The sequence below is a fragment of the Isoptericola sp. Y581 genome (assembly GCF_059445475.1).
Window position 1 is genome coordinate 557,105 of sequence record NZ_JCAIUK010000002.1, and the last position, 19,069, is coordinate 576,173.

Genomic DNA, 19,069 nt, shown 5'->3' on the forward strand with positions numbered 1-19,069 from the left:
CCGACATGCCCGCAACGGCAGATCGCGAGAAGGCACTCGAGGCCGCGCTCGCCCAGATCGACCGCAACTTCGGCAAGGGCTCGATCATGCGCCTCGGCGACGAAGGCCGCGCGCCCGTCGAGGTCATCCCCACCGGCTCCATCGCACTGGACGTCGCGCTCGGCATCGGCGGCCTCCCGCGGGGCCGCGTCGTCGAGATCTACGGGCCGGAATCCTCCGGCAAGACCACCGTCGCGCTGCACGCGGTGGCCAACGCCCAGCGGGCCGGCGGCATCGCGGCGTTCGTCGACGCCGAGCACGCGCTGGACCCGGAGTACGCCAAGAAGCTCGGCGTCGACACCGACGCACTGCTCGTGTCGCAGCCGGACACCGGCGAGCAGGCGCTGGAGATCATGGACATGCTGATCCGCTCCGGCGCGCTGGACGTCATCGTCATCGACTCCGTCGCGGCGCTCGTGCCCAAGGCCGAGATCGAGGGCGAGATGGGTGACAGCCACGTCGGCCTGCAGGCCCGGCTGATGTCGCAGGCGCTGCGCAAGATCACGGGTGCGCTGAGCTCGTCGGGCACCACCGCCATCTTCATCAACCAGCTCCGCGAGAAGATCGGTGTCTTCTTCGGGTCCCCGGAGACCACCACGGGTGGCAAGGCGCTCAAGTTCTACGCCTCGGTGCGCCTGGACATCCGGCGGATCGAGACCCTCAAGGAGGGCACGGACGCGGTCGGTAACCGCACCCGGATCAAGGTCGTCAAGAACAAGATGGCGCCGCCGTTCAAGCAGGCCGAGTTCGACATCCTCTACGGCGTGGGCATCTCCCGCGAGGGCGGGCTCATCGACATGGGCGTGGAGCACGGGTTCGTGCGCAAGTCCGGGTCGTGGTTCACCTACGAGGGCGACCAGCTGGGGCAGGGCAAGGAGAACGCTCGGGCCTTCCTGCGCGACAACCCGGACCTGGCGAACGAGATCGAGAAGCGGATCAAGGAGAAGCTGGGCGTCGGGGCGAAGCTGGACGCTCCCGCCGAGGACGCTCCCGCCCCGGCCGGGGCACCGGCGACCGGCCCGACGGTCGACGCGCCGCCGGCGAAGGCCGGCGCCAAGGGCAAGAAGGCGCCGTTCTGATCGGGACGGTGCCGGGGAGAGTCGCGTGACGTCAGAGGCCTTCCCGGGCGGTCACGGCGCGGGGAAGCGTCGCGGCCGCCGCCAGGGCTCGCGGTCCTTCGGCTCGGGTGATGCGCGGCCGGACGGCGAGAGCCCGGGTGGTGAGGGACCGGACGGTGGCAACCGGCGGCCGCGGACCCCGCGCCGCACGGTGGCCGAGCGTCTCGAGGCGGGGGAGCTGAGCCTCGAGGACGCGGCCGAGAAGGCGCGCGAGGCGCTGCTGCGGACCCTCACGGCCGCCCCGAAGAGTCGCGCCGAGCTCGAGCAGTCCCTCGTCCGCAAGGGATACCCCGCGTCCGTGGTGGGGCCGGTACTCGAGCGGTTCGACGCGGTCGGGCTCGTGGACGACGCCTCGTACGCCGAGATGCTCGTGCGCACGCGGCACACCGAGCGCGGGCTGTCCCGGCGGGCGATCGCCATGGAGCTGCGCCGGCGCGGGATCGACGAGGACACCGCGGCCGATGCGCTCGGGCAGGTGGACGGCGACGACGAGCGGGCCGCAGCGCTGACCCTGGCGCACAAGCACGTCGCCCGGACCCGCGGGCTGGACCGCGACGTGCGCCTGCGTCGCGCCGTCGGCTCGCTCGGGCGCAAGGGCTACCCGCCCGGGGTCGCGTTCGGCGCGGTCCGCGACGCGCTGGCCGCCGAGGGCGAGGACGACCTCGACGACGGCTATCCCGGCACGGACGACTGAGCCGCCACGACAGAACGCCCCGGACGCTGCAGCGTCCGGGGCGTTGTCATGGCGCAGCATGTCTGTCGGGAGGTCTGTCGCGAGGTCTGTCGCGTCAGGTACTGCTGGGTCCCCCGCCGGGGACGGCAGGCGCGGCCGGTGCGCCGGGTCCGCCTCCGGCGACGACGGTCGGGTTCCCGATCCCCGGCCCGGTGGCCGTGGTGCCGGAGGTGCGCCCGCTGAGGAACCGCGAGAGTCGCTGGGCGACCGCGGTGAGCGCCCAGTTGATGACGATGAAGACGACCGCCGCGACGGTGAGCGTCTGCAGGTTGTTGCTGTTGCCGTTGCCGAAGATCTGCGCCGCGCGGAGCAGCTCGTCGTAGCTGATGATCTGGCCGAGCGCGGAGTCCTTCAGCACGACGACGAGCTGGGACACCAGGGCCGGCAGCATGGCGATGAGGGCCTGGGGGAGCTGGATGGAGCGCAGCGTCTGCCCGCCGGTGAGCCCGACCGCGAGGCCTGCCTCGGACTGCCCCTTGGGCAGGTTGCCGACGCCGGCCCGCACGAGCTCGGCGATGACCGACCCGTTGTAGAGCACGAGCGCGACGACGACCGCGAGGAAGGCGGGGTCCTCGTAGTCCGTGTTGAAGCCGATGAGCAGCCAGAAGAAGATCATCATCAACAGCACGGGCACAGCGCGGAAGAACTCCACGACGATGCCGCTCACCCAACGGATCGTCGTCGACCGGGCGAGCCTGCCCGACCCGAGGATCAGGCCGAAGAGCACCGCGCCGACGATGGCGAAACCGGCGGCGCGCAGAGTGTTCTCCAGGCCGGGGATGAAGTAGTTCTGCCACGCGCTCGCGGTGAAGATCGGGGTCCACAGGTCGGCGGCGAACTGCCCCTTGCTGGCGAGCTGGGCCACGACCAGGGCGGCGACGCCGAGCACGACGAGCGCGCCGACGATGTTGCCGACAGCGATGCGGCGCCGGGCGCGCGGTCCCGGGGCGTCGAAGAGGACGGACTGCTGGGAGCTCATCGGCGCACCGCCAGTCGGTTGGAGAGGTAGGTGGTGAGCAGGCCGACGGGAATCACCAGGACGACGAAGCCGATCGCGAAGATCATGAAGATCGCGTAGATGTAGTTCGCGTTGCTGTCGATCATCTCCCGCATGAGGGTCGAGGTCTCCGTGGAGACGCTCACCGCCACGGCGACCGTCGAGTTCTTCAGCAGCGCGATGAGGGTGTTGCCCAGCGGTGCGATAGCGCCGCGGAACGCCTGCGGCAGGATGACGATCCGGGCCGCGGGGAGGAACGACAGCCCGATCGCACGGGCGGCCTCCGCCTGGCCGAGGGGCACCGTGTTCACGCCGGAGCGGATCGCCTCGCACACGAATGCCGCGTGGTACACGGTCAGGCCGATCACGCCGAAGCGGAAGAAGTTCGTCGCGAAGTCGTCGGCAAGGCTGACCTGCAGCTGCGTCCAGACCGCGAGGAAGAGAAACGTCATGATGACGGTCAGCGGCGTGTTCCGCAGGATGTTCACGTAGGCCGTGCCGGCCCACCGCAGGCTCCCGATGGGGGAGATCCGCATGAGCGCGAGGACCGTGCCGAGGATCAGTGAGAAGATCGCGGCCCAGAACGTCAGCTGGATGTTGACCCAGAACGCTCCCACGATGGGGTACTCGCCGAAGAGCGTCCCGAACTGGGACAGGAAGTCACCCACGGTGTGTCAGCCTCCCGGAGTGTGGTGCGACGGATGCCGCGGTGGACGAACGGAGGGAGCGGCGCGGGACGCCGCTCCCCCTGGTGAATCGCTCAGGTGTGTCGGCGTCAGGCGCAGGGTTCGGGCGTCGGCGGGTTCAGGTCGGCGTTGGGCGTGTAGCCGGTGCCGTCGGTGTTCGTGGTGACGGCCTCTTCCCAGGCGCCGTCGTCGATCATCGACTGGATGGCGGCGTTGATGTCCTCGCAGGTGTCGGCGTCCTGCGGGAGGCCCACGCCGTAGTTCTCCTCGGAGAACGGGGCGCCGACCACCTTCACCTTGCCCTGGTTGGCGGGCTGCGCGGCCAGGCCGGCGAGGATGATGTCGTCGGTCGTGACGGCGTCCACCTGGCCCGCGGTGAGCGCGGTGACGCACTCGACGTAGCTGGGGCGCTCCACGAGCTGCACGCCCTCGGCGTATTCGTCCTTGATCCGCTGTGCCGACGTCGAGCCGGTCACCGAGCAGAGGTTCTTGCCCTCGAGCGCCTCAGGCCCGGTGATGTCGGTGTTGTCCTCCGCGACGAGGAGGTCCTGGCCGGCGACGAAGTACGGGCCGGCGAACGCGACCTGCTCCTTGCGCTCGTCGGTGATCGAGTAGGTCGCGAGGATCATGTCGACCTGGCCGGTCTGCAGCATGGTCTCGCGGTTGGCCGACGGGGCCTCGACCCACTCGATCTGGTCGGCCGAGTAGCCGAGCTTGTCGGCGACGTAGGTCGCGACGTCGACGTCGAAGCCCGTGTACTCGCTGCCGTCCTGGTAGCCGAGGCCGGGCTGGTCGTACTTGATGCCGATCTTGATGGAGTCGCCGCCGTCGGAGCCGCCGGTCTCCTCGCCGTCGCCACCACCGACGTCTCCGCCTCCGCATGCGGCGAGCGTGAGCGCGGTCAGTGCGGCGAGCGTGGCAGCACCTGTGTGTCGTGTGCGCATCGTTCTTGCCCTTCGTGAGTGGTCGCCCGCGCGGCCCGGGGACTGCGGTGTCGGAGTCCGGGGAGCACGGCCGGCGGGGGTTCCCGCCTTGTCGGTGGGGAAGGTCGGTGGACGGTCGGCTGAGGTCGTGGCTGAGGTCAGTGGCTGAGGATCTTGGACAGGAAGTCCTTCGCCCGGTCGCTCTTCGGCGCGGTGAAGAACTCCTCGGGGGTGGCCTCCTCGACGATCTGGCCGTCCGCCATGAAGACGACGCGGTTCGCGGCCTTGCGGGCGAAGCCCATCTCGTGGGTCACGACGATCATCGTCATGCCCTCCTTCGCGAGGGCGACCATGACGTCGAGCACCTCGTTGATCATCTCCGGGTCGAGCGCAGAGGTCGGCTCGTCGAAGAGCATCACCTTGGGCTCCATGGCCAGGGCGCGGGCGATGGCGACGCGCTGCTGCTGCCCGCCCGAGAGCTGGGCGGGCATCTTGCCGGCCTGGTTCTTCACCCCGACCCGGTCGAGCAGGGTGAGGGCGCGCTCCTTCGCGGCGCTCGTGGGCTCCCGGCGCACCTTGATCGGCCCGAGCGTGACGTTCTCGAGGATCGTCTTGTGGGCGAAGAGGTTGAACGCCTGGAACACCATGCCGACGTCGGCCCGCAGCTTGGCCAGGGCCCGGCCCTCCTCGGGGAGCGGCTGGCCGTCGATGCGGATCTCGCCGGAGTCGATGGTCTCGAGGCGGTTGATCGCCCGGCAGAGCGTGGACTTGCCCGAGCCGGACGGGCCGATGACGACGAGGACCTCACCCTTGCGGACGGTGAGGTCGATGTCCCGCAGCACGTGCAGGTCGCCGAAGTGCTTGTTGACGTCCTTGAGCTCGACGAGCGGGGGGCCGAGGGTCGTCGACGTCCCCGCCGTCTCGGTCGTCGTGGTCGCTTCGCCGTGATCCATCCCTCGAACCTATCCACTCGGTGTTTCCGCGACCAGCACCGGGTAGTCCGGTTCCGCAACGGTTCAGTAACAGTGCACCCGCAGTTCCCGCGTGCCCGGGCTGGCCGCGACGTCGACGGGCTCCGGAGACAGGGGGTCGCCACGTCGGGGCCCGGCCGTCCGGCACCGTACCCTAGATGTGATGTCCAGTACCACGCAGAGCCCCGCCGCGCCGGTCCGCACCACGGACGAGGCGCCCGGCCGCCGCACCTACCTCGTGCGCACGCTGGGCTGCCAGATGAACGTCCACGACTCCGAGCACATGGCCGGCATGCTCGAGCAGGCGGGCTACGCCCGGGCCACCGCCGAGGACGAGGCCGCGAGCCGCGCCGACGTCGTCGTCATCAACACGTGCGCCGTGCGCGAGAACGCGGCGACGCGGCTGTACGGCAACCTGGGGCAGCTCGCGAGTCTCAAGTCCGCGCGCCCCGGCATGCAGATCGCCGTCGGGGGCTGCCTCGCGCAGAAGGACCGCGGCGAGATCGTCAGCAAGGCGCCGTGGGTGGACGTCGTCTTCGGCACGCACAACCTCGACGCGCTCCCGGTGCTGCTCGAGCGTGCCCGGCACAACGAGCAGGCGCAGGTCGAGATCGCGGAGTCGCTGCAGGTGTTCCCGTCGACGCTGCCGACGCGGCGCGAGTCGGTCTACGCCGGGTGGGTGTCGATCTCGGTGGGCTGCAACAACACGTGCACCTTCTGCATCGTGCCGCACCTGCGCGGCAAGGAGCGCGACCGGCGGCCGGGGGAGGTCCTCGCGGAGGTCGAGGCGCTCGTCGTCGCGGGCGCCGTGGAGGTCACCCTGCTGGGCCAGAACGTCAACAGCTACGGGGTCGAGTTCGGCGACCGGGGCGCGTTCGCGAAGCTGCTGCGCGCCTGCGGCACGATCGAGGGCCTGGAGCGGGTGCGCTTCACGTCCCCGCACCCCGCGGCCTTCACGGACGACGTCATCGCCGCCATGGCTGAGACGCCGAATGTCATGCCGAGCCTGCACATGCCGCTGCAGTCCGGCTCAGACCGTGTGCTGCGGGCGATGCGCCGCTCCTACCGGTCCGCAAAGTTCCTGGGCATCCTGGACCGCGTCCGCGCCGCGATGCCGGACGCCGCGATCACCACCGACATCATCGTCGGCTTCCCGGGGGAGACCGAGGAGGACTTCCGCGAGACGCTGCGTGTCGTGGAGGCCTCCCGCTTCAGCTCGGCGTTCATGTTCCAGTACTCGCCACGGCCGGGCACGCCCGCCGCGACGATGGCGGACCAGCTGCCCAAGGAGGTCGTGCAGGAGCGCTTCGAGCGCCTCATGGCGCTCCAGGAGCGCATCGCCGGCGAGGAGGCCGTGGATCAGGTGGGCCGTCGCACCGACGTCCTGGTGTCCGAGGGGGCGGGCCGGAAGGACGGCGCCACCCACCGGCTGTCCGGGCGCGGCCCCGACAACCGGCTCGTGCACGTCGGCCTGCCGGCCGACCTCTCCGCCGGCGAGGCGGGCCTCGCGGGCGCACCCGCGTCCCTCGACGACCCGCGGCTCGCCGACACGGCGGCGCTCGACCCGCGTCTGCCCCGGCCCGGCGACGTCGTGTCGGTGGACGTCACCCGCGCCGCGCCGCACCACCTCATCGCCGACTCGGCGCTGGAAGGCGGCGCCTACGCGGTGCGTCGCACCCGGTCGGGCGACGCCTGGACCCAGCGGGAGCGGGCGCGGCTCGGCGGCGGCGAGGACGAGCACGCCCACGGTGGCGCGCCGGCCGCCGGTCCGGTGACGCTCGGGATGCCGTCGCTGCGTCGCTGACGCCGGCCCTGGTCGATCGAGCCAGTCGGGCCGGTCGGGTCGGTCAGCTGCGTGGGGTCAGTCGAGGTCGTCGTCCGGCTCGGGCCCCGGCGCCATCGCGCCGACGGTGCTGAAGAACTGCGACGACGTGACGAGGCCGCAGGACACGGTGGCGGCGAGCTGCTCGTCCGTCGCGCCGCGCTCGAAGTCGACTGAGACCTCTGCGTAGAGCGCCAGGCCGTCTCCCTCGGGGCGCGTGTACACCTTGGGCCACACGCGCTCGCGGTTCCAGTCGTTGACGGCCTGCAGCACGGGCAGGCGTGCGGGGGCCGGCACGGTGCCCGCCCAGCGTCCGCGCACCTGCAGGATCTCCTCGTGGTCGCCGAGCAGGAGGAACCAGAAGCGGTTGCCGTCCCAGGTGCCCGTCACGTCGCCGTCGTCGTCGGTGCGGAACCGGTAGCCGCGGCGGGTGAGGTCGTCCGCGACCCGTGCGCTCGTCAGCGGCTGCGGGCGGGTCGCGGTCCTCGTCGAGCGCGCCGCCCCCGGCGTGCGCCCGGCGCCGCGCTCGGCGACCCGTGTCCCCGCCCCCTGCACGGCGCGCCCGACCGCGGCGGCGGCGCGACGGGCCCCGTGGTAGGCGCGGCGGGCCGCACCCCGGGCTGCGTCGTTGCGGCGCTGGTCGCCGGTCACGACGCAGCCCGCAGCGGGTCGCGGAAGGTGGTGTCGAGGTGCTCGAAGAACATCGACCCCGTGCTGAGGCCGCACTGCAGCAGCTGGTCGAGCTGTGACTCGCCGACCTCGCTCCCGACATCGACCGTGACCTCCGCGCACACCACTACCGACCCGTCGTCGCGAACCCGCACATATGTCTTGGGCCAGATCCGCTCGGCGTTCCACTCGTTGCAGAGCTCGAGGATCTCCTCGAGGCGGTCGATCGTCAGGTCGCGGTGCCACTGGCCGCGGACCTGCAGGACCTCTTCGCGCTCGCCGAGGACGAGGAAGTAGAACAGCCAGCCGTGCCACAGCCCACCCACGTCGCCGTCGGAGTCGACGAAGTAGGAGAATCCGGACCGCTCCAGCCAGTCGGTGACCCGGTCGCGCGAGAGCGGCGACAGCGCGTCCCCCGCGCCATCGACCTCGCTGGCCAGCAGGCCCTCGATCCGGTCGTGGAGCTCGTCGTCTCGCAGATCGGGGGCGGGCTCGTCGTCCCGGCCGACGGCGGTCGGCCGGACCTTGTTTGCCCGGCGTGAACCGAAGAACCTCACCCGCCCACGCTACACGCCGTCGGCCCGGAGGACGTCCGGCCGCCCGCACCGCGGACGGCGGCGAGACCGCGCGGGTAGGTTGGCCCGATGCCCGTTCGCGCCGTGGTCGTGCCCGGAACGTCCCTGCTCGTGCCCGGCGCCGCGGGGGCCGCGGACCCGCTGGAGGAGGCCCGGCGAGCGGTGTCCCGCGCCCTCGACGAGCTGCTCGTGGACGTGCCGACCGGCTCGCTCGTGGTCCTGGCGCCGGTGCCGCGTGGCGCCGGCGGCCGGGTCGGGCGCCTGCGCCCGTCGCTCGGGGGCGCGGGGGTGTCCGACCGGTGGGTCCCGTACGTCGCCGCCTGGCCCGTCGCGGGCTTGCCGGCCGCCCACGTCCCCGCGTCGGTCGCCCTGCTCGTGCTCCGCCGGGCCCTCGCGGAGCGGGGACGCGACGCCGAGACGTCCGGCATCCTCACGGTCGAGGTCGAGGTCGAGGTCGAGGTCGAGGTCGAGGTCGAGGTCGAGGTCGAGGTCGCCGAGCCGGTCGGCCCCGACGGCCGCGCGCCCGGCCCGGGAGACGACGAACCGGCCACGCTCGCAACCCTGCGGGGGGCGCGGGGGATCGTCGTGGTGGGCGGCCCGGCGCCCGCCACGACGGGCGGTGCCGCCGGCCGAGCCCGCGACCAAGCTCCCGACCTGGCCCCCGAGGTGGCGGCGGCGCTCGATGCCGTCGCCGGGCCGGCGGGGTGGTCGTGGCGGACGACGTCGGTCGCCGCCCGGGGCGGGCATCTGCCGGAGGCCTACGCCGTCACCGTCTGCCGCGACGCCGACGCCGGGTCGGCCGGACGGACGCTCGGTCGCGCGGGGGGCCCCCTCCGCGCCGGTCGGCGGGCTAGTGTCGGCGGGTGAGAGCGGCGCCCGTACCCCCTGGATCCCCTGGACCGGCCCCCGTGGTCGTGGCCGTCGTGGGTCCGACGGCCACCGGCAAGTCGGACCTCGCGCTCGACCTCGCCGAGGCGCTGGCGCCTGCCGAGGTGGTCAACGCCGACGCCTTCCAGCTCTATCGCGGCATGGACGTCGGGACGGCGAAGGTCCCGGTCGCCGAGCGGCGCGGGATCGTCCACCACCAGCTCGACGTGCTCGACCCGCTCCAGGACGCGTCCGTGGCCCGCTACCAGACGGACGCCCGGCGCGACCTCGACGCCATCGCGGACCGGGGCGCCCGCGCGGTCGTGGTCGGCGGCTCCGGGCTGTACGTGCGCGCGCTGCTGGACCACATGGACTTTCCGGGCACGGACCCCGAGGTGCGCGCCCGGCTGGAGGAGCGCGCCGAGGCCGAGGGGCGCCGAGCGCTGCACGACGAGCTCGCCCGCCGCGACCCGGGGGCCGCCGCGTCGATCGGGCCGCAGAACACGCGCCGCATCGTGCGTGCCCTGGAGGTCATCGAGATCACCGGGCGGCCGTACACGGCGAACCTGCCGCGCCAGGAGCACGTGCGGCCCGCCGTCCAGATCGGGCTGGACTGCGGCCGCGAGGTACTCGACGCGCGGGTGGCGCACCGGGTGGAGCGGATGTGGGACGGGGGGCTGGTGGCGGAGGTCCGCGCGCTCGCCTCCCCGGAGCAAGGGGGAACGGGGCCGGGCCTGGGGACCACGGCGGCCCGCGCCGTCGGCTACGCCGAGCTCCTCGCGTGCTGGCGCGGAGAGCTCGGCCTCGACGAGGTGCGCGACGCGATCGTCGCGAACACCCGGCGCCTGGCGCGCAAGCAGATGGGATGGTTCGGCCGCGACCCGCGCGTGCGATGGCTCGACGCGGGCTCGCCGAGCCTGCTCGACGACGCGCTCGCCGTGGTCCACGCCGCCGACGCCGGCGCCCTGCCCGAGCCCTCCGCGCAGGCCGTGCGCCGTAGTCTGGGCTCATGACGCTGCGCTTCACCAAGGGCCACGGCACGCAGAACGACTTCGTGCTGCTCGCCGACACCCGGGGGGACCTCGACCTCACCGCCGACCAGGTGCGCCACCTCACCGATCGCCGCACCGGCATCGGGGGCGACGGCGTCATCCGCCTCACCCCCACGGCGGCGATCGCCCGTGCGGGCGAGAAGATCGCCGACAAGGTCCTGGCCGAGGAACCCGCGGCCATCTGGTTCATGGACTACCGCAACGCGGACGGTTCCCCCGCGCAGATGTGCGGCAACGGCGTGCGCGTCTTCACGGCCTTCGCCGAGCACCTCGGCCTGGCCGACCTCGACGACGGGCAGGAGCTCGCGCTCGGCACGCGCGCGGGGGTGCGGCGGGTCCGCAAGGAGGCGAGCGGCTGGTACGCCGTCGACATGGGGCCCTGGTTCCTGCCGGGAGGCGAGCAGTCCGCGGCGCAGGGCGGGGACGCCCTCGTGCTCGTGCACGGCTGGACCACCCCGCGGCCGGCCCTGAGCGTCGACGTGGGCAACCCCCACACGGTGGTCGCCCTCGCGCGGACGGAAGAGCTCGCCGACGCCGACCTGACGCGCGCGCCCGAGGTCGACCCGCTGCCGCCCGAGGGCACCAACGTGGAGCTCGTCGTGCCGCTCGCCGAGGCGATGGACGCCGAGGGCCGAGCGGTGGGCCGCCTGCGGATGCGCGTGCACGAGCGCGGGGTCGGCGAGACGTGGTCGTGCGGCACCGGTGCCTGCGCGGCGGCGCTCGCGGTGCGCACCTGGGCCGTGTCGGGCGCCGCGGGGCCGGTGCCCGACACCTGGGAGGTCGAGGTGCCCGGCGGCCTGCTCCGCGTGCGGTTGCTCGACGACGGGCACGTCGAGCTCGCCGGGCCCGCCGAGCTCGTCTTCAGCGGCGAGATCGAGGTCTGAGCACCACGCCGTCCACGCCGTCGTCAGTCGACGCGCAGGACGCGGAAGCCCTTGGACGACGCGGCCCGCTCCACGGTCAGGCCCAGCTCGGTCTCGATCCACCGGGCCAGCGAGTCCGCACCGAGGTTCTTCTGCACGACGAGCCACGCCGCGGCGTCGGGCGCCAGGCGGGGGAGCCAGGTGCGCAGGAGATCGTGCAGCACCGCCTTGCCCACGCGGATCGGCGGGTTCGACCAGACCGTCGCGAACCTGACGTCCGCGGGGACCTCGTCGGGGAGGACAGCGCGAAGGTTGTCGAGCCCGAGCCGCACCGCCGTCCCGCGCAGCAGGTCCAGCGCCCGCTCGTTCACGTCGACGGCCCACACGGTGGCGTCCGGCGAGGTCAGGGCCATCGTCAGCGCGATCGGCCCCCAGCCGCAGCCGAGGTCCAGCAGGTCTCCCGTGGCCGGCGGGTCGGGCACCTCGCGCAGCAGCACCTGGGTGCCCTTGTCGACCCCGCCGGGTGAGAACACCCCCGCCGCGACGTCGACGTCCACCTCCCGGCCGGCGAGCCGGAGGGTGGTGTGCCGCCGCTCGGCGTCCGAGGCCGGCTGGGCGGTGAAGTAGTGGTCGGGCTGCTCGCTCACCCGGCGATCCTAGGTCGCCCCCACAAAAAAGCCCTCCGCCGGGACGATCTCGCGTGGGACCCTTGTTGTAGACCCATGGCGGCCACGCCCGCCGACATCGACCCGAGAGGCACACCTTGACCCACACCCCGGCCAACCCCGACACCCCGCCGACCGAGGACCCGGCGACGCCCGGGCCTGCGGGCTCGGAGACGTCGCCGGACGCGCGCCGCGAGGCGGAGCGCGACGCTCAGGCGATCGCGCAGGACGTCGTGGCACGGGTGCTCGCTCGGGCTGGGACGGCGCGGTCCGAGGGCGCCACGGTGCACACCTCCCACGACGGGGACCAGCTCGACCTCCAGGAGCGGATCTCGCTGCGCCGGGTCGCCGGGCTCTCCACGGAGCTCGAGGACGTCACCGAGGTCGAGTACCGCCAGCTGCGGTTGGAGCGCGTCGTCCTCGTGGGCCTGTTCTCGGGCGGCGAGGCCGCGGCGCTCGAGGCCGAGGTGTCGCTCCGCGAGCTCGCCGCGCTCGCCGAGACGGCGGGCTCCCAGGTGCTCGACGGAATGCTCCAACGCCGGCAGAAGCCGGACCCGGGCACCTACCTCGGGTCCGGCAAGGCCGCGGAGCTGGCCGAAGTCGTCGCGTCCGTCGGCGCCGACACCGTGGTGGCCGACACCGAGCTCGCGCCCTCGCAGCGGCGCGCGCTGGAGGACATCGTCAAGGTCAAGGTCGTCGACCGCACGGCGCTGATCCTCGACATCTTCGCCCAGCACGCCAAGTCCCGGGAGGGCAAGGCGCAGGTGGAGCTCGCACAGCTCGAGTACCTGCTGCCGCGCCTGCGCGGCTGGGGCGACTCGATGTCCCGCCAGGCCGGTGGTCAGGTGGGCGGCCAGGGCGCCGGCATGGGCTCGCGCGGACCCGGCGAGACCAAGATCGAACTGGACCGGCGGCGCATCCGCAACCGGATGGCGAAGCTGCGCCGGGAGATCGCGGCGATGGCCCCCGCCCGCGAGACCAAGCGGCTGGAGCGCAAGCGGCACGCCGTGCCCAACGTGGCGATCGCCGGCTACACCAACGCCGGCAAGTCGTCCCTGCTCAACGCCCTGACCGACGCGGGCGTGCTCGTCGAGAACGCGCTGTTCGCGACCCTCGACCCGACGGTGCGGCGCGCCCGCACCGAGGACGGCCGCCCCTACACGCTCACCGACACCGTCGGGTTCGTCCGGCACCTGCCGCACCAGCTCGTCGAGGCGTTCCGCTCCACGCTCGAGGAGGTAGGCGACGCCGGGCTGCTGCTGCACGTGGTCGACGCGTCGCACCCCGACCCGGAGGGGCAGATCACCGCGGTGCGCGAGGTTCTCGCCGAGATCCCGGGTATCGCCGACGTGCCCGAGGTGATCGTGCTGAACAAGGCCGACGTCGCCGACCCGGCCGTCGTGGGCAGGCTGCAGCGGCGCGAGCGTCGCAGCGTCGTCGTCTCCGCGCACAGCGGCGAGGGTCTCGCCGAGCTGCGCGCGCTGATCGCCGCCGAGCTGCCCCAGCCGCAGGTCGAGGTCGACCTCGTCGTCCCGTACTCGCGCGGCGACCTGGTGCACCGGGCGCACGAGACCGGGGGCTCCGTCGAGGAGGAGCACCTCGCCCAGGGCACACGGCTGCGCGGGCGCGTGGACGAGGGCCTTGCGGCCGAGCTGCGGCACGTCGCCGTCGCCGGCTGACGTCGGCGCGCGGCTCTTCCCGACTGTCGTTCCCGGCGGCGGTGCTCGGGCTCGCTTGCGCTGTGGGCGCGGCCCCGGACGGTCGGTGACCGGCCCTAGGATCGACGGGTGAACTCTCCCGACGCCCCCGACGCTCAGACGCTCCTCGACCTGGCCGTGGGAGCGCTCGGCGGCGGACGCCGGGAGGGGCAGCACCAGATGGCCGAGGCGGTCGCCGAATCCGTCGACGAGGGCCGCCACCTCCTGGTCCAGGCGGGCACCGGCACCGGCAAGTCGCTCGCGTACCTCGTGCCCGCGGTCCGGCACGCGGTGGTGGACAAGCGGCGCGTGGTGATCTCCACCGCGACGCTCGCGCTGCAGCGCCAGGTCGTGACCCGGGACCTCCCGCTGGTCGCCGAGACCGTGGGCCCCCGACTGCCCCGCGCCCCGAAGGTTGCCCTGCTCAAGGGCTGGCACAACTACCTGTGCCGCCACAAGGTCACCGGCGGCTATCCGGTGGAGGGCGCCACACTCTTCGACCTGCCGGCCGACCCCGGACCGGGGGAGGGCGCCGGCGCCGAGCAGCACCCCGCGCCGGCGGCATCGCGCGGCCGCCGCGGGGCGCGCGACGACGCGACCACCCTCGCCGACCAAGTGCGCCGCGTGCACGCGTGGGCCGACGAGACGACGACCGGTGACCGCGACGACCTCGTCCCGGGCGTCCCCGACCGTGCCTGGCGCCAGGTCTCCGTCACGGCCCTCGAGTGCCTCGGCAACCGGTGCCCGCTGCTGGCCGAGTGCTTCCCCGAGCGCGCGCGGGCCGCCGCGCGGGACGCGGACGTGGTCGTGACCAACCACGCGATGCTCGGGATCGCCGTCTCCGGGAACCCCGGAGTCCTGCCAGAGCACGACACGGTCGTCGTGGACGAGGCGCACGAGCTCGCCGAGCGCGTGACCGCCGCCGCGACGATGGACCTGTCGCTGACGGTCGTCGAGCACGCGGCCCGCCTCGCGCGGCGGCACGGGGGTACCGAGACGGAGGCCCTGGACGCCGCGTCGCAGCGGCTGGGCTCGCTGCTCGCCACGGCGCCGGCCGAGCGCTTCCCCCTCGGGCTCCCCGACGAGCTGCGCGCGGCTGTCGCCTCGGTGCGCGACGCGGCGCGCGAGCTGCTCACCCGGCTCAAGCCGCAGGGCGAGCCCAAGGGCCGGGAACAGGGAGCGCCCGACGCGGGCATGAAGATGGCGCAGTCGGCGGTGCTGCAGCTCTTCGAGATCGCGGAGCGGATGGCCGCCGAGGACACGACGTCGGACGTGCTGTGGTGCTCGCGACCGCCCGAGAACGCGCCCTGGGCCGGTGACGGCGTCACCCGGCTGCACGCGGCCCCGCTGGCGGTCGCCGGCCTGATCCGCACGCACCTGCTCGCCGAGGCGACAGGGGTGTTCACCTCCGCGACGCTGACGCTGGGCGGCACGTTCGACCCCGTCGCCCGGTCGCTGGGGCTGGCCGGGTCGGGCGGCACCGACGAGACCCCGGACTGGACCGGGCTCGACGTGGGCAGCCCCTTCGACTACCCGCGCCAGGGCATCCTCTACGTGGCCCGACACCTGCCCGCCCCCGGTCGCGAGCCGACCACGGACGCCCAGCTCGACGAGATCGCCGGCTTGATCGAGGCGGCCGGGGGCCGCACGCTCGGCCTGTTCTCGTCGCGACGCGCGGCGCTCGCGGCGGCCGAGGCCATGCGCGAGCGGCTCGACGTGCCCGTGCTCTGCCAGGGCGACGACCAGCTGCCCACCCTGGTCCAGGCCTTCGCCGACGACCCGGCGACGTGCCTCTTCGGCACCCTCTCGCTGTGGCAGGGCGTGGACGTGCCGGGCCCGTCGTGCCAGCTCGTGCTCGTCGACCGTATCCCGTTCCCGCGCCCGGACGACCCGGTCAAGGCCGCACGGGCGCGGGCCGTGGAGGAGTCGGGCGGCAACGGCTTCATGCAGGTCTCGGCCACGCACGCGGCGCTGCTGCTCGCCCAGGGCTCCGGCCGCCTGGTGCGGGGCAGCGAGGACCGGGGCGTCGTCGCCGTCCTCGACCCCCGGCTCGCGACGGCCCGCTACGGCACCTTCCTCACCCGGTCGATGCCCGACTTCTGGCCGACCACCGACGGCGAGCTCGTCCGCGCTGCGCTGCGTCGGCTCGACACCTAGCCTGGAGCAGTGAACGGCACACGGAGCACGACCAAGCTCGCGATCGTCGGCGCCGGCGCGGTGGGTTCGACCCTCGCGTACGCGGCGCTCGGCCGGGGCGCCGCCAGGTCCGTCGCGCTTATGGACGTGAACCGCGCGAAGGTCGAGGCGGAGGTCCTGGACCTGCGGCACGGCGGCATGTTCATCCCGCAGGCCGAGATCGAGGGCTCGGACGACATCGAGGTGTGCCGGGGTGCGGACGTCGTGGCGGTCACGGCGGGCGCCAAGCAGAAGCCGGGGCAGACCCGCCTGGACCTCGCCGAGGCGACCGTCAACCTGACCCGCACGATCCTGCCGCGGCTCCTTGAGGTGGCGCCCGACGCGGTCTACCTCATGGTCACGAACCCGGTGGACGTCGTCACCTATGCGGCCCAGCAGATCAGCGGGCTCCCGCAGGAGCGCGTCTTCGGCAGCGGCACCGTGCTCGACTCGTCCCGGCTGCGCGACACACTCTCGCGGCACTGCGGGGTCGCCGTCGGAAACGTGCACGCCAACATCGCCGGGGAGCACGGTGACTCGGAGATCGTGCTGTGGAGCTCGGCCACGATCGCCGGCGTGCCCCTGCTGGACTGGCGCCCGTTCCGCGGCCGGCCGCCGCTCGACGAGCCGGCGCGGCGCCGGATCGCGACCGACGTCGTCGAGTCCGCCTACCGGGTCATCGCGGGCAAGGGGGCGACCAACTACGCCGTGGGCCTGGCCGCCACCCGCATCATCGAGGCGATCCTCAACGACGAGCACCGCGTGATGACCGTGTCGTCACGCCTCGACGGCTTCTACGGGATCGAGGACGTGTGCCTCTCGATCCCGTCGCTCGTCGACCGGCGCGGCGTGGCAGAAACCATCGACACGCCGCTCTCGGACGACGAGGTCGCGGGTCTGCGAGCGTCGGCCGAGAGCATGCGTGCGGTCCAGCAGCGACTGGGCCTGTGACGACACTGGGCCTGTGACGACACTGGGCCTGTGACGACCGGGCCGCCGCGGCCGTGACGCCGTCGCGGCTCAGAGGCTGCGGAGTACCGCCACGACCCGGCCGAGCACCTGTGCCTCGTCGCCGGCGATGGGGGAGTACGCCGGGTTCTGCGGCATCAGCCAGGTGTGGCCGTCCGCCTGCCTGAACGTCTTGACCGTGGCCTCGCCGTCGATCATCGCGGCGACGACCTCGCCGTTCTCCGCGACGGGCTGGCTACGCACCACGACCCAGTCCCCGTCGCAGATCGCCGCGTCCACCATCGAGTCGCCCGCGACCTTCAGCAGGAACAGGTCGCCGTCGCCCACGATCTGCCGCGGGAGCGGGAAGACGTCCTCGACGACCTGCTCGGCGAGGATCGGACCGCCCGCGGCGATCCGGCCCACCAACGGTACATACGAGGGCGGCGTGGCCGCCTGGGCGTCAGAGCCGGCCACGGAGCCGGCGACGAAGCCCGGGGTGCGGGCACCGACGGTGCCCGGCGCCTCGCGCGCGGTCCCGGCATCGGGGTCGACGACCTCGATGGCGCGCGGCCGGTTCGGGTCGCGCCGCAGGTACCCCTTGCGCTCCAAGGTGGTGAGCTGGTGCTTGACCGAGGACGGGCTCGCCAGGCCCACGGCCTCGCCGATCTCGCGCATGGTCGGGGGGTAGCCGCGCGCCGCCACGGAGCTCCGGATGGTCTCGAGGACACGCCGCTGGCGCGGAGTGAGCCGGTCGGCGGATGGCGTGAGCTCGCTCACCGAGGCGAGCGTGGCGCCGGGGGCGTCCGTCGCCGTGTCGGCGGTCGCCGTCCACGACTCCGCCGTGGTCGCCGGGGCCTGGTCCCGTCCGCTGGTCATCGCGTTCTCCGTCCTCCAGGGGCGGCCCGCCGCCGGGCCGATGAAATCCGACAAACCTTCCATCGCGCTGGTCGTCACTCTAGGCCAGATGCCCCCCGACATCAAACATCTGTTCGATCGGGTCTCGACCGTGTCGGTCGGACGTGGTACACCTAGTACAGCAGTTCGACGTACAGGTGTTCGAAGAACGTGTGTTCGACGAAGCCGGCGAAGCCGGCAACCGCGACGTGGACCGGAGGACGGGATGATGACCACCTCGAGCGCGACCAAGGACGTGACCGGCTTTCTGGGGCTCGGTGGCCTGCGGCTCACGCGGCGCGGCCGCGTCGTGATCATGTTGCTCGTCGTGCTCGTCCTGGTGGGTGCGGGGCTCGCCGGTCAGCGCGCGGTGGCGGAGTCGCCGGGGTCCGGCGTGGAGGTCCGGCTGCACACGGTCGCCCCGGGCGAGACGCTGTGGCAGTACGCGAGCGCGGTGCGCGGGGCGGGGGAGGACGTGCGGGACGTGGTCGCGGAGCTGCGCGAGCTGAACGGGCTGGCGTCGGCGGAGCTGCTGACCGGCCAGATGGTGATCCTCCCGCTGGACTGAGCGTCGCGCGCACTTCCTGGACCGAGCGTGGCGCGCATCACGGGCGCGCACCACGGTGCAGCAGGGCGCCCGGTCCATGACGGGCCTGCTTGCGCCGAGCGTCACCGGGCGCTTACCTTGTCGGGCAGCCGGGCGCCGGTCCGGAGCCGAGCGCAGGAGACCAGCGATGCACTGCCCGTTCTGCCGCCACGCGGACTCGCGAGTCATCGACTCGCGCACCTCCGACGACGGTGCGTCCATCCGTCGTCGCCGGCAGTGCCCCGCGTGCCAGCGCCGCTTCACCACCATCGAGACCGCGAGCCTGTCGGTCGCGAAGCGCTCCGGCGTCACCGAGCCCTTCAGCCGGGACAAGGTGGTGTCCGGGGTGCGCAAGGCCTGCCAGGGGCGTCCGGTGAGCGCCGACGACCTGGCCGTGCTGGCGCAGAAGGTGGAGGAGACCCTGCGCGCTTCTGGGCGCCCGGAGATCGAGGCCAACGAGGTGGGGCTCGCGATCCTCGGGCCGCTGCGCGAGCTCGACGAGGTCGCCTACCTGCGCTTCGCCAGCGTCTACCAGTCGTTCGAGTCGCTCGAGGACTTCGAGAGCGCCATCACGTCGCTGCGCGCCGAGCGCGAGACCCGTGACGACGACGGGGACGAGGCCGGGGACAGCCGGGATGCGGTCGGTGCGCGGGCGGCGGCCGGGGACGGCACGGAATGACGGCGTCCGGCGCCCGCGCGTCCGACGCCCGAAATGCCCTGGCGTCCCGGATGGCGGTAGCGCATGCTGGACCGGATCAGGTGCTTGCGCGGATGGCCGTGCCAGCA

At 73.3% G+C, this 19,069-nt stretch carries 19 protein-coding genes; 11 read left to right on the forward strand and 8 right to left on the reverse strand.

Features of this window, described 5'->3' with window-relative positions:
- Nucleotides 1–5: 5 nt before the first annotated feature.
- Together recA and AC1C2W_RS05660 are read left to right on the forward strand one after the other, a co-directional pair.
- The gene (gene recA, locus AC1C2W_RS05655; RefSeq protein WP_495390330.1) at nt 6–1,118 is read left to right on the forward strand and encodes a recombinase RecA; all 1,113 of its coding nucleotides are present in this window, start codon (nt 6–8) and stop codon (nt 1,116–1,118) included.
- Nucleotides 1,119–1,143: 25 nt separating this feature from the next.
- Entirely contained in the window at nt 1,144–1,851 is a 708-nt protein-coding gene (locus tag AC1C2W_RS05660) for a regulatory protein RecX (protein WP_495390331.1), read from the forward strand.
- A 94-nt stretch (nt 1,852–1,945) separates the two neighbouring features.
- Here AC1C2W_RS05660 and AC1C2W_RS05665 read toward each other — a convergent pair whose 3' ends face one another.
- From AC1C2W_RS05665 to AC1C2W_RS05680, 4 genes are all read right to left on the reverse strand, one after another.
- Nucleotides 1,946–2,869 (reverse strand): amino acid ABC transporter permease, encoded by a 924-nt coding sequence (locus tag AC1C2W_RS05665; RefSeq protein ID WP_495390332.1) that lies wholly within the window; start codon nt 2,867–2,869, stop codon nt 1,946–1,948.
- Complete coding sequence (locus AC1C2W_RS05670) at nt 2,866–3,555, reverse strand: amino acid ABC transporter permease (protein ID WP_495390333.1); 690 nt, start codon at nt 3,553–3,555, stop codon at nt 2,866–2,868. Before AC1C2W_RS05670 ends, AC1C2W_RS05665 begins: the two co-directional genes overlap by 4 nt.
- Nucleotides 3,556–3,662: 107 nt before the next feature.
- Complete coding sequence (locus AC1C2W_RS05675) at nt 3,663–4,517, reverse strand: glutamate ABC transporter substrate-binding protein (RefSeq protein WP_495390334.1); 855 nt, start codon at nt 4,515–4,517, stop codon at nt 3,663–3,665.
- Nucleotides 4,518–4,654: 137 nt separating this feature from the next.
- Nucleotides 4,655–5,449 (reverse strand): amino acid ABC transporter ATP-binding protein, encoded by a 795-nt coding sequence (locus tag AC1C2W_RS05680; protein ID WP_495390335.1) that lies wholly within the window; start codon nt 5,447–5,449, stop codon nt 4,655–4,657.
- A gap of 181 nt (nt 5,450–5,630) precedes the next feature.
- On the opposite strand from AC1C2W_RS05680, the gene miaB reads away from it, so the two are divergent.
- Nucleotides 5,631–7,271 (forward strand): tRNA (N6-isopentenyl adenosine(37)-C2)-methylthiotransferase MiaB, encoded by a 1,641-nt coding sequence (miaB, locus tag AC1C2W_RS05685; protein ID WP_495412598.1) that lies wholly within the window; start codon nt 5,631–5,633, stop codon nt 7,269–7,271.
- Between the two features lie 57 nt (nt 7,272–7,328).
- Here the strand turns inward: miaB and AC1C2W_RS05690 are convergent, their stop codons facing one another.
- Both AC1C2W_RS05690 and AC1C2W_RS05695 read right to left on the reverse strand, forming a co-directional pair.
- The gene (locus AC1C2W_RS05690; protein WP_495390337.1) at nt 7,329–7,940 is read right to left on the reverse strand and encodes a type III secretion system chaperone family protein; all 612 of its coding nucleotides are present in this window, start codon (nt 7,938–7,940) and stop codon (nt 7,329–7,331) included.
- Nucleotides 7,937–8,515, reverse strand: coding sequence for a YbjN domain-containing protein (locus AC1C2W_RS05695; protein ID WP_495390338.1), 579 nt, complete (start codon nt 8,513–8,515; stop codon nt 7,937–7,939). The genes AC1C2W_RS05690 and AC1C2W_RS05695 overlap by 4 nt, the downstream gene beginning before the upstream one ends.
- Before the next feature lie 87 nt (nt 8,516–8,602).
- Here AC1C2W_RS05695 and AC1C2W_RS05700 point away from each other — a divergent pair, with 87 nt between their 5' ends.
- The 3 genes from AC1C2W_RS05700 to dapF are packed head-to-tail and all read left to right on the forward strand — an operon-like array spanning nt 8,603 to nt 11,336.
- Nucleotides 8,603–9,400 (forward strand): hypothetical protein, encoded by a 798-nt coding sequence (locus tag AC1C2W_RS05700; protein ID WP_495412599.1) that lies wholly within the window; start codon nt 8,603–8,605, stop codon nt 9,398–9,400.
- On the forward strand, nt 9,397–10,413 hold the full coding sequence (gene miaA / locus AC1C2W_RS05705) for a tRNA (adenosine(37)-N6)-dimethylallyltransferase MiaA (RefSeq protein WP_495412600.1): 1,017 nt from the start codon (nt 9,397–9,399) through the stop codon (nt 10,411–10,413). Before AC1C2W_RS05700 ends, miaA begins: the two co-directional genes overlap by 4 nt.
- Entirely contained in the window at nt 10,410–11,336 is a 927-nt protein-coding gene (gene dapF, locus AC1C2W_RS05710) for a diaminopimelate epimerase (RefSeq protein WP_495412601.1), read from the forward strand. The genes miaA and dapF overlap by 4 nt, the downstream gene beginning before the upstream one ends.
- Before the next feature lie 23 nt (nt 11,337–11,359).
- On the opposite strand, the gene AC1C2W_RS05715 is transcribed toward dapF, so the two are convergent.
- Complete coding sequence (locus tag AC1C2W_RS05715; RefSeq protein ID WP_495390342.1) at nt 11,360–11,962, reverse strand: class I SAM-dependent methyltransferase; 603 nt, start codon at nt 11,960–11,962, stop codon at nt 11,360–11,362.
- Nucleotides 11,963–12,078: 116 nt separating this feature from the next.
- On the opposite strand from AC1C2W_RS05715, the gene hflX reads away from it, so the two are divergent.
- The 3 genes from hflX (at nt 12,079) to AC1C2W_RS05730 (ending at nt 16,803) form a co-directional block, all read left to right on the forward strand.
- Nucleotides 12,079–13,659, forward strand: coding sequence for a GTPase HflX (gene hflX / locus AC1C2W_RS05720; RefSeq protein ID WP_495390343.1), 1,581 nt, complete (start codon nt 12,079–12,081; stop codon nt 13,657–13,659).
- Between the two features lie 108 nt (nt 13,660–13,767).
- Nucleotides 13,768–15,834, forward strand: coding sequence for an ATP-dependent DNA helicase (locus AC1C2W_RS05725; RefSeq protein ID WP_495390344.1), 2,067 nt, complete (start codon nt 13,768–13,770; stop codon nt 15,832–15,834).
- 9 nt (nt 15,835–15,843) lie between these two features.
- A complete protein-coding gene (locus AC1C2W_RS05730) occupies nt 15,844–16,803 on the forward strand; it encodes an L-lactate dehydrogenase (protein WP_495390345.1) in 960 nt (319 codons plus the stop codon).
- Between the two features lie 69 nt (nt 16,804–16,872).
- Here the strand turns inward: AC1C2W_RS05730 and lexA are convergent, their stop codons facing one another.
- Nucleotides 16,873–17,679 (reverse strand): transcriptional repressor LexA, encoded by an 807-nt coding sequence (gene lexA, locus AC1C2W_RS05735; protein ID WP_495412602.1) that lies wholly within the window; start codon nt 17,677–17,679, stop codon nt 16,873–16,875.
- A 247-nt stretch (nt 17,680–17,926) separates the two neighbouring features.
- Here lexA and AC1C2W_RS05740 point away from each other — a divergent pair, with 247 nt between their 5' ends.
- Both AC1C2W_RS05740 and nrdR read left to right on the forward strand, forming a co-directional pair.
- Nucleotides 17,927–18,265: a LysM peptidoglycan-binding domain-containing protein gene (locus AC1C2W_RS05740; protein WP_495412603.1), complete on the forward strand. Its 339-nt coding sequence runs from the start codon at nt 17,927–17,929 to the stop codon at nt 18,263–18,265.
- Between the two features lie 166 nt (nt 18,266–18,431).
- Entirely contained in the window at nt 18,432–18,962 is a 531-nt protein-coding gene (gene nrdR / locus AC1C2W_RS05745) for a transcriptional regulator NrdR (RefSeq protein WP_495412604.1), read from the forward strand.
- Nucleotides 18,963–19,069: the final 107 nt, after the last annotated feature.

Excerpts from the sequence above, each read along its gene's own strand:
- dapF (WP_495412601.1), top strand. The coding sequence starts at position 10,410 with ATGACGCTGCGCTTCACCAAGGGCCACGGCACGCAGAACGACTTCGTG.
- lexA (WP_495412602.1), bottom strand. The coding sequence starts at position 17,679 with ATGACCAGCGGACGGGACCAGGCCCCGGCGACCACGGCGGAGTCGTGG.
- recA (WP_495390330.1), top strand. The coding sequence starts at position 6 with ATGCCCGCAACGGCAGATCGCGAGAAGGCACTCGAGGCCGCGCTCGCC.
- nrdR (WP_495412604.1), top strand. The coding sequence starts at position 18,432 with ATGCACTGCCCGTTCTGCCGCCACGCGGACTCGCGAGTCATCGACTCG.
- AC1C2W_RS05665 (WP_495390332.1), bottom strand. The coding sequence starts at position 2,869 with ATGAGCTCCCAGCAGTCCGTCCTCTTCGACGCCCCGGGACCGCGCGCC.
- AC1C2W_RS05675 (WP_495390334.1), bottom strand. The coding sequence starts at position 4,517 with ATGCGCACACGACACACAGGTGCTGCCACGCTCGCCGCACTGACCGCG.
- AC1C2W_RS05740 (WP_495412603.1), top strand. The coding sequence starts at position 17,927 with ATGACCACCTCGAGCGCGACCAAGGACGTGACCGGCTTTCTGGGGCTC.
- miaB (WP_495412598.1), top strand. The coding sequence starts at position 5,631 with ATGTCCAGTACCACGCAGAGCCCCGCCGCGCCGGTCCGCACCACGGAC.
- AC1C2W_RS05700 (WP_495412599.1), top strand. The coding sequence starts at position 8,603 with ATGCCCGTTCGCGCCGTGGTCGTGCCCGGAACGTCCCTGCTCGTGCCC.
- AC1C2W_RS05680 (WP_495390335.1), bottom strand. The coding sequence starts at position 5,449 with ATGGATCACGGCGAAGCGACCACGACGACCGAGACGGCGGGGACGTCG.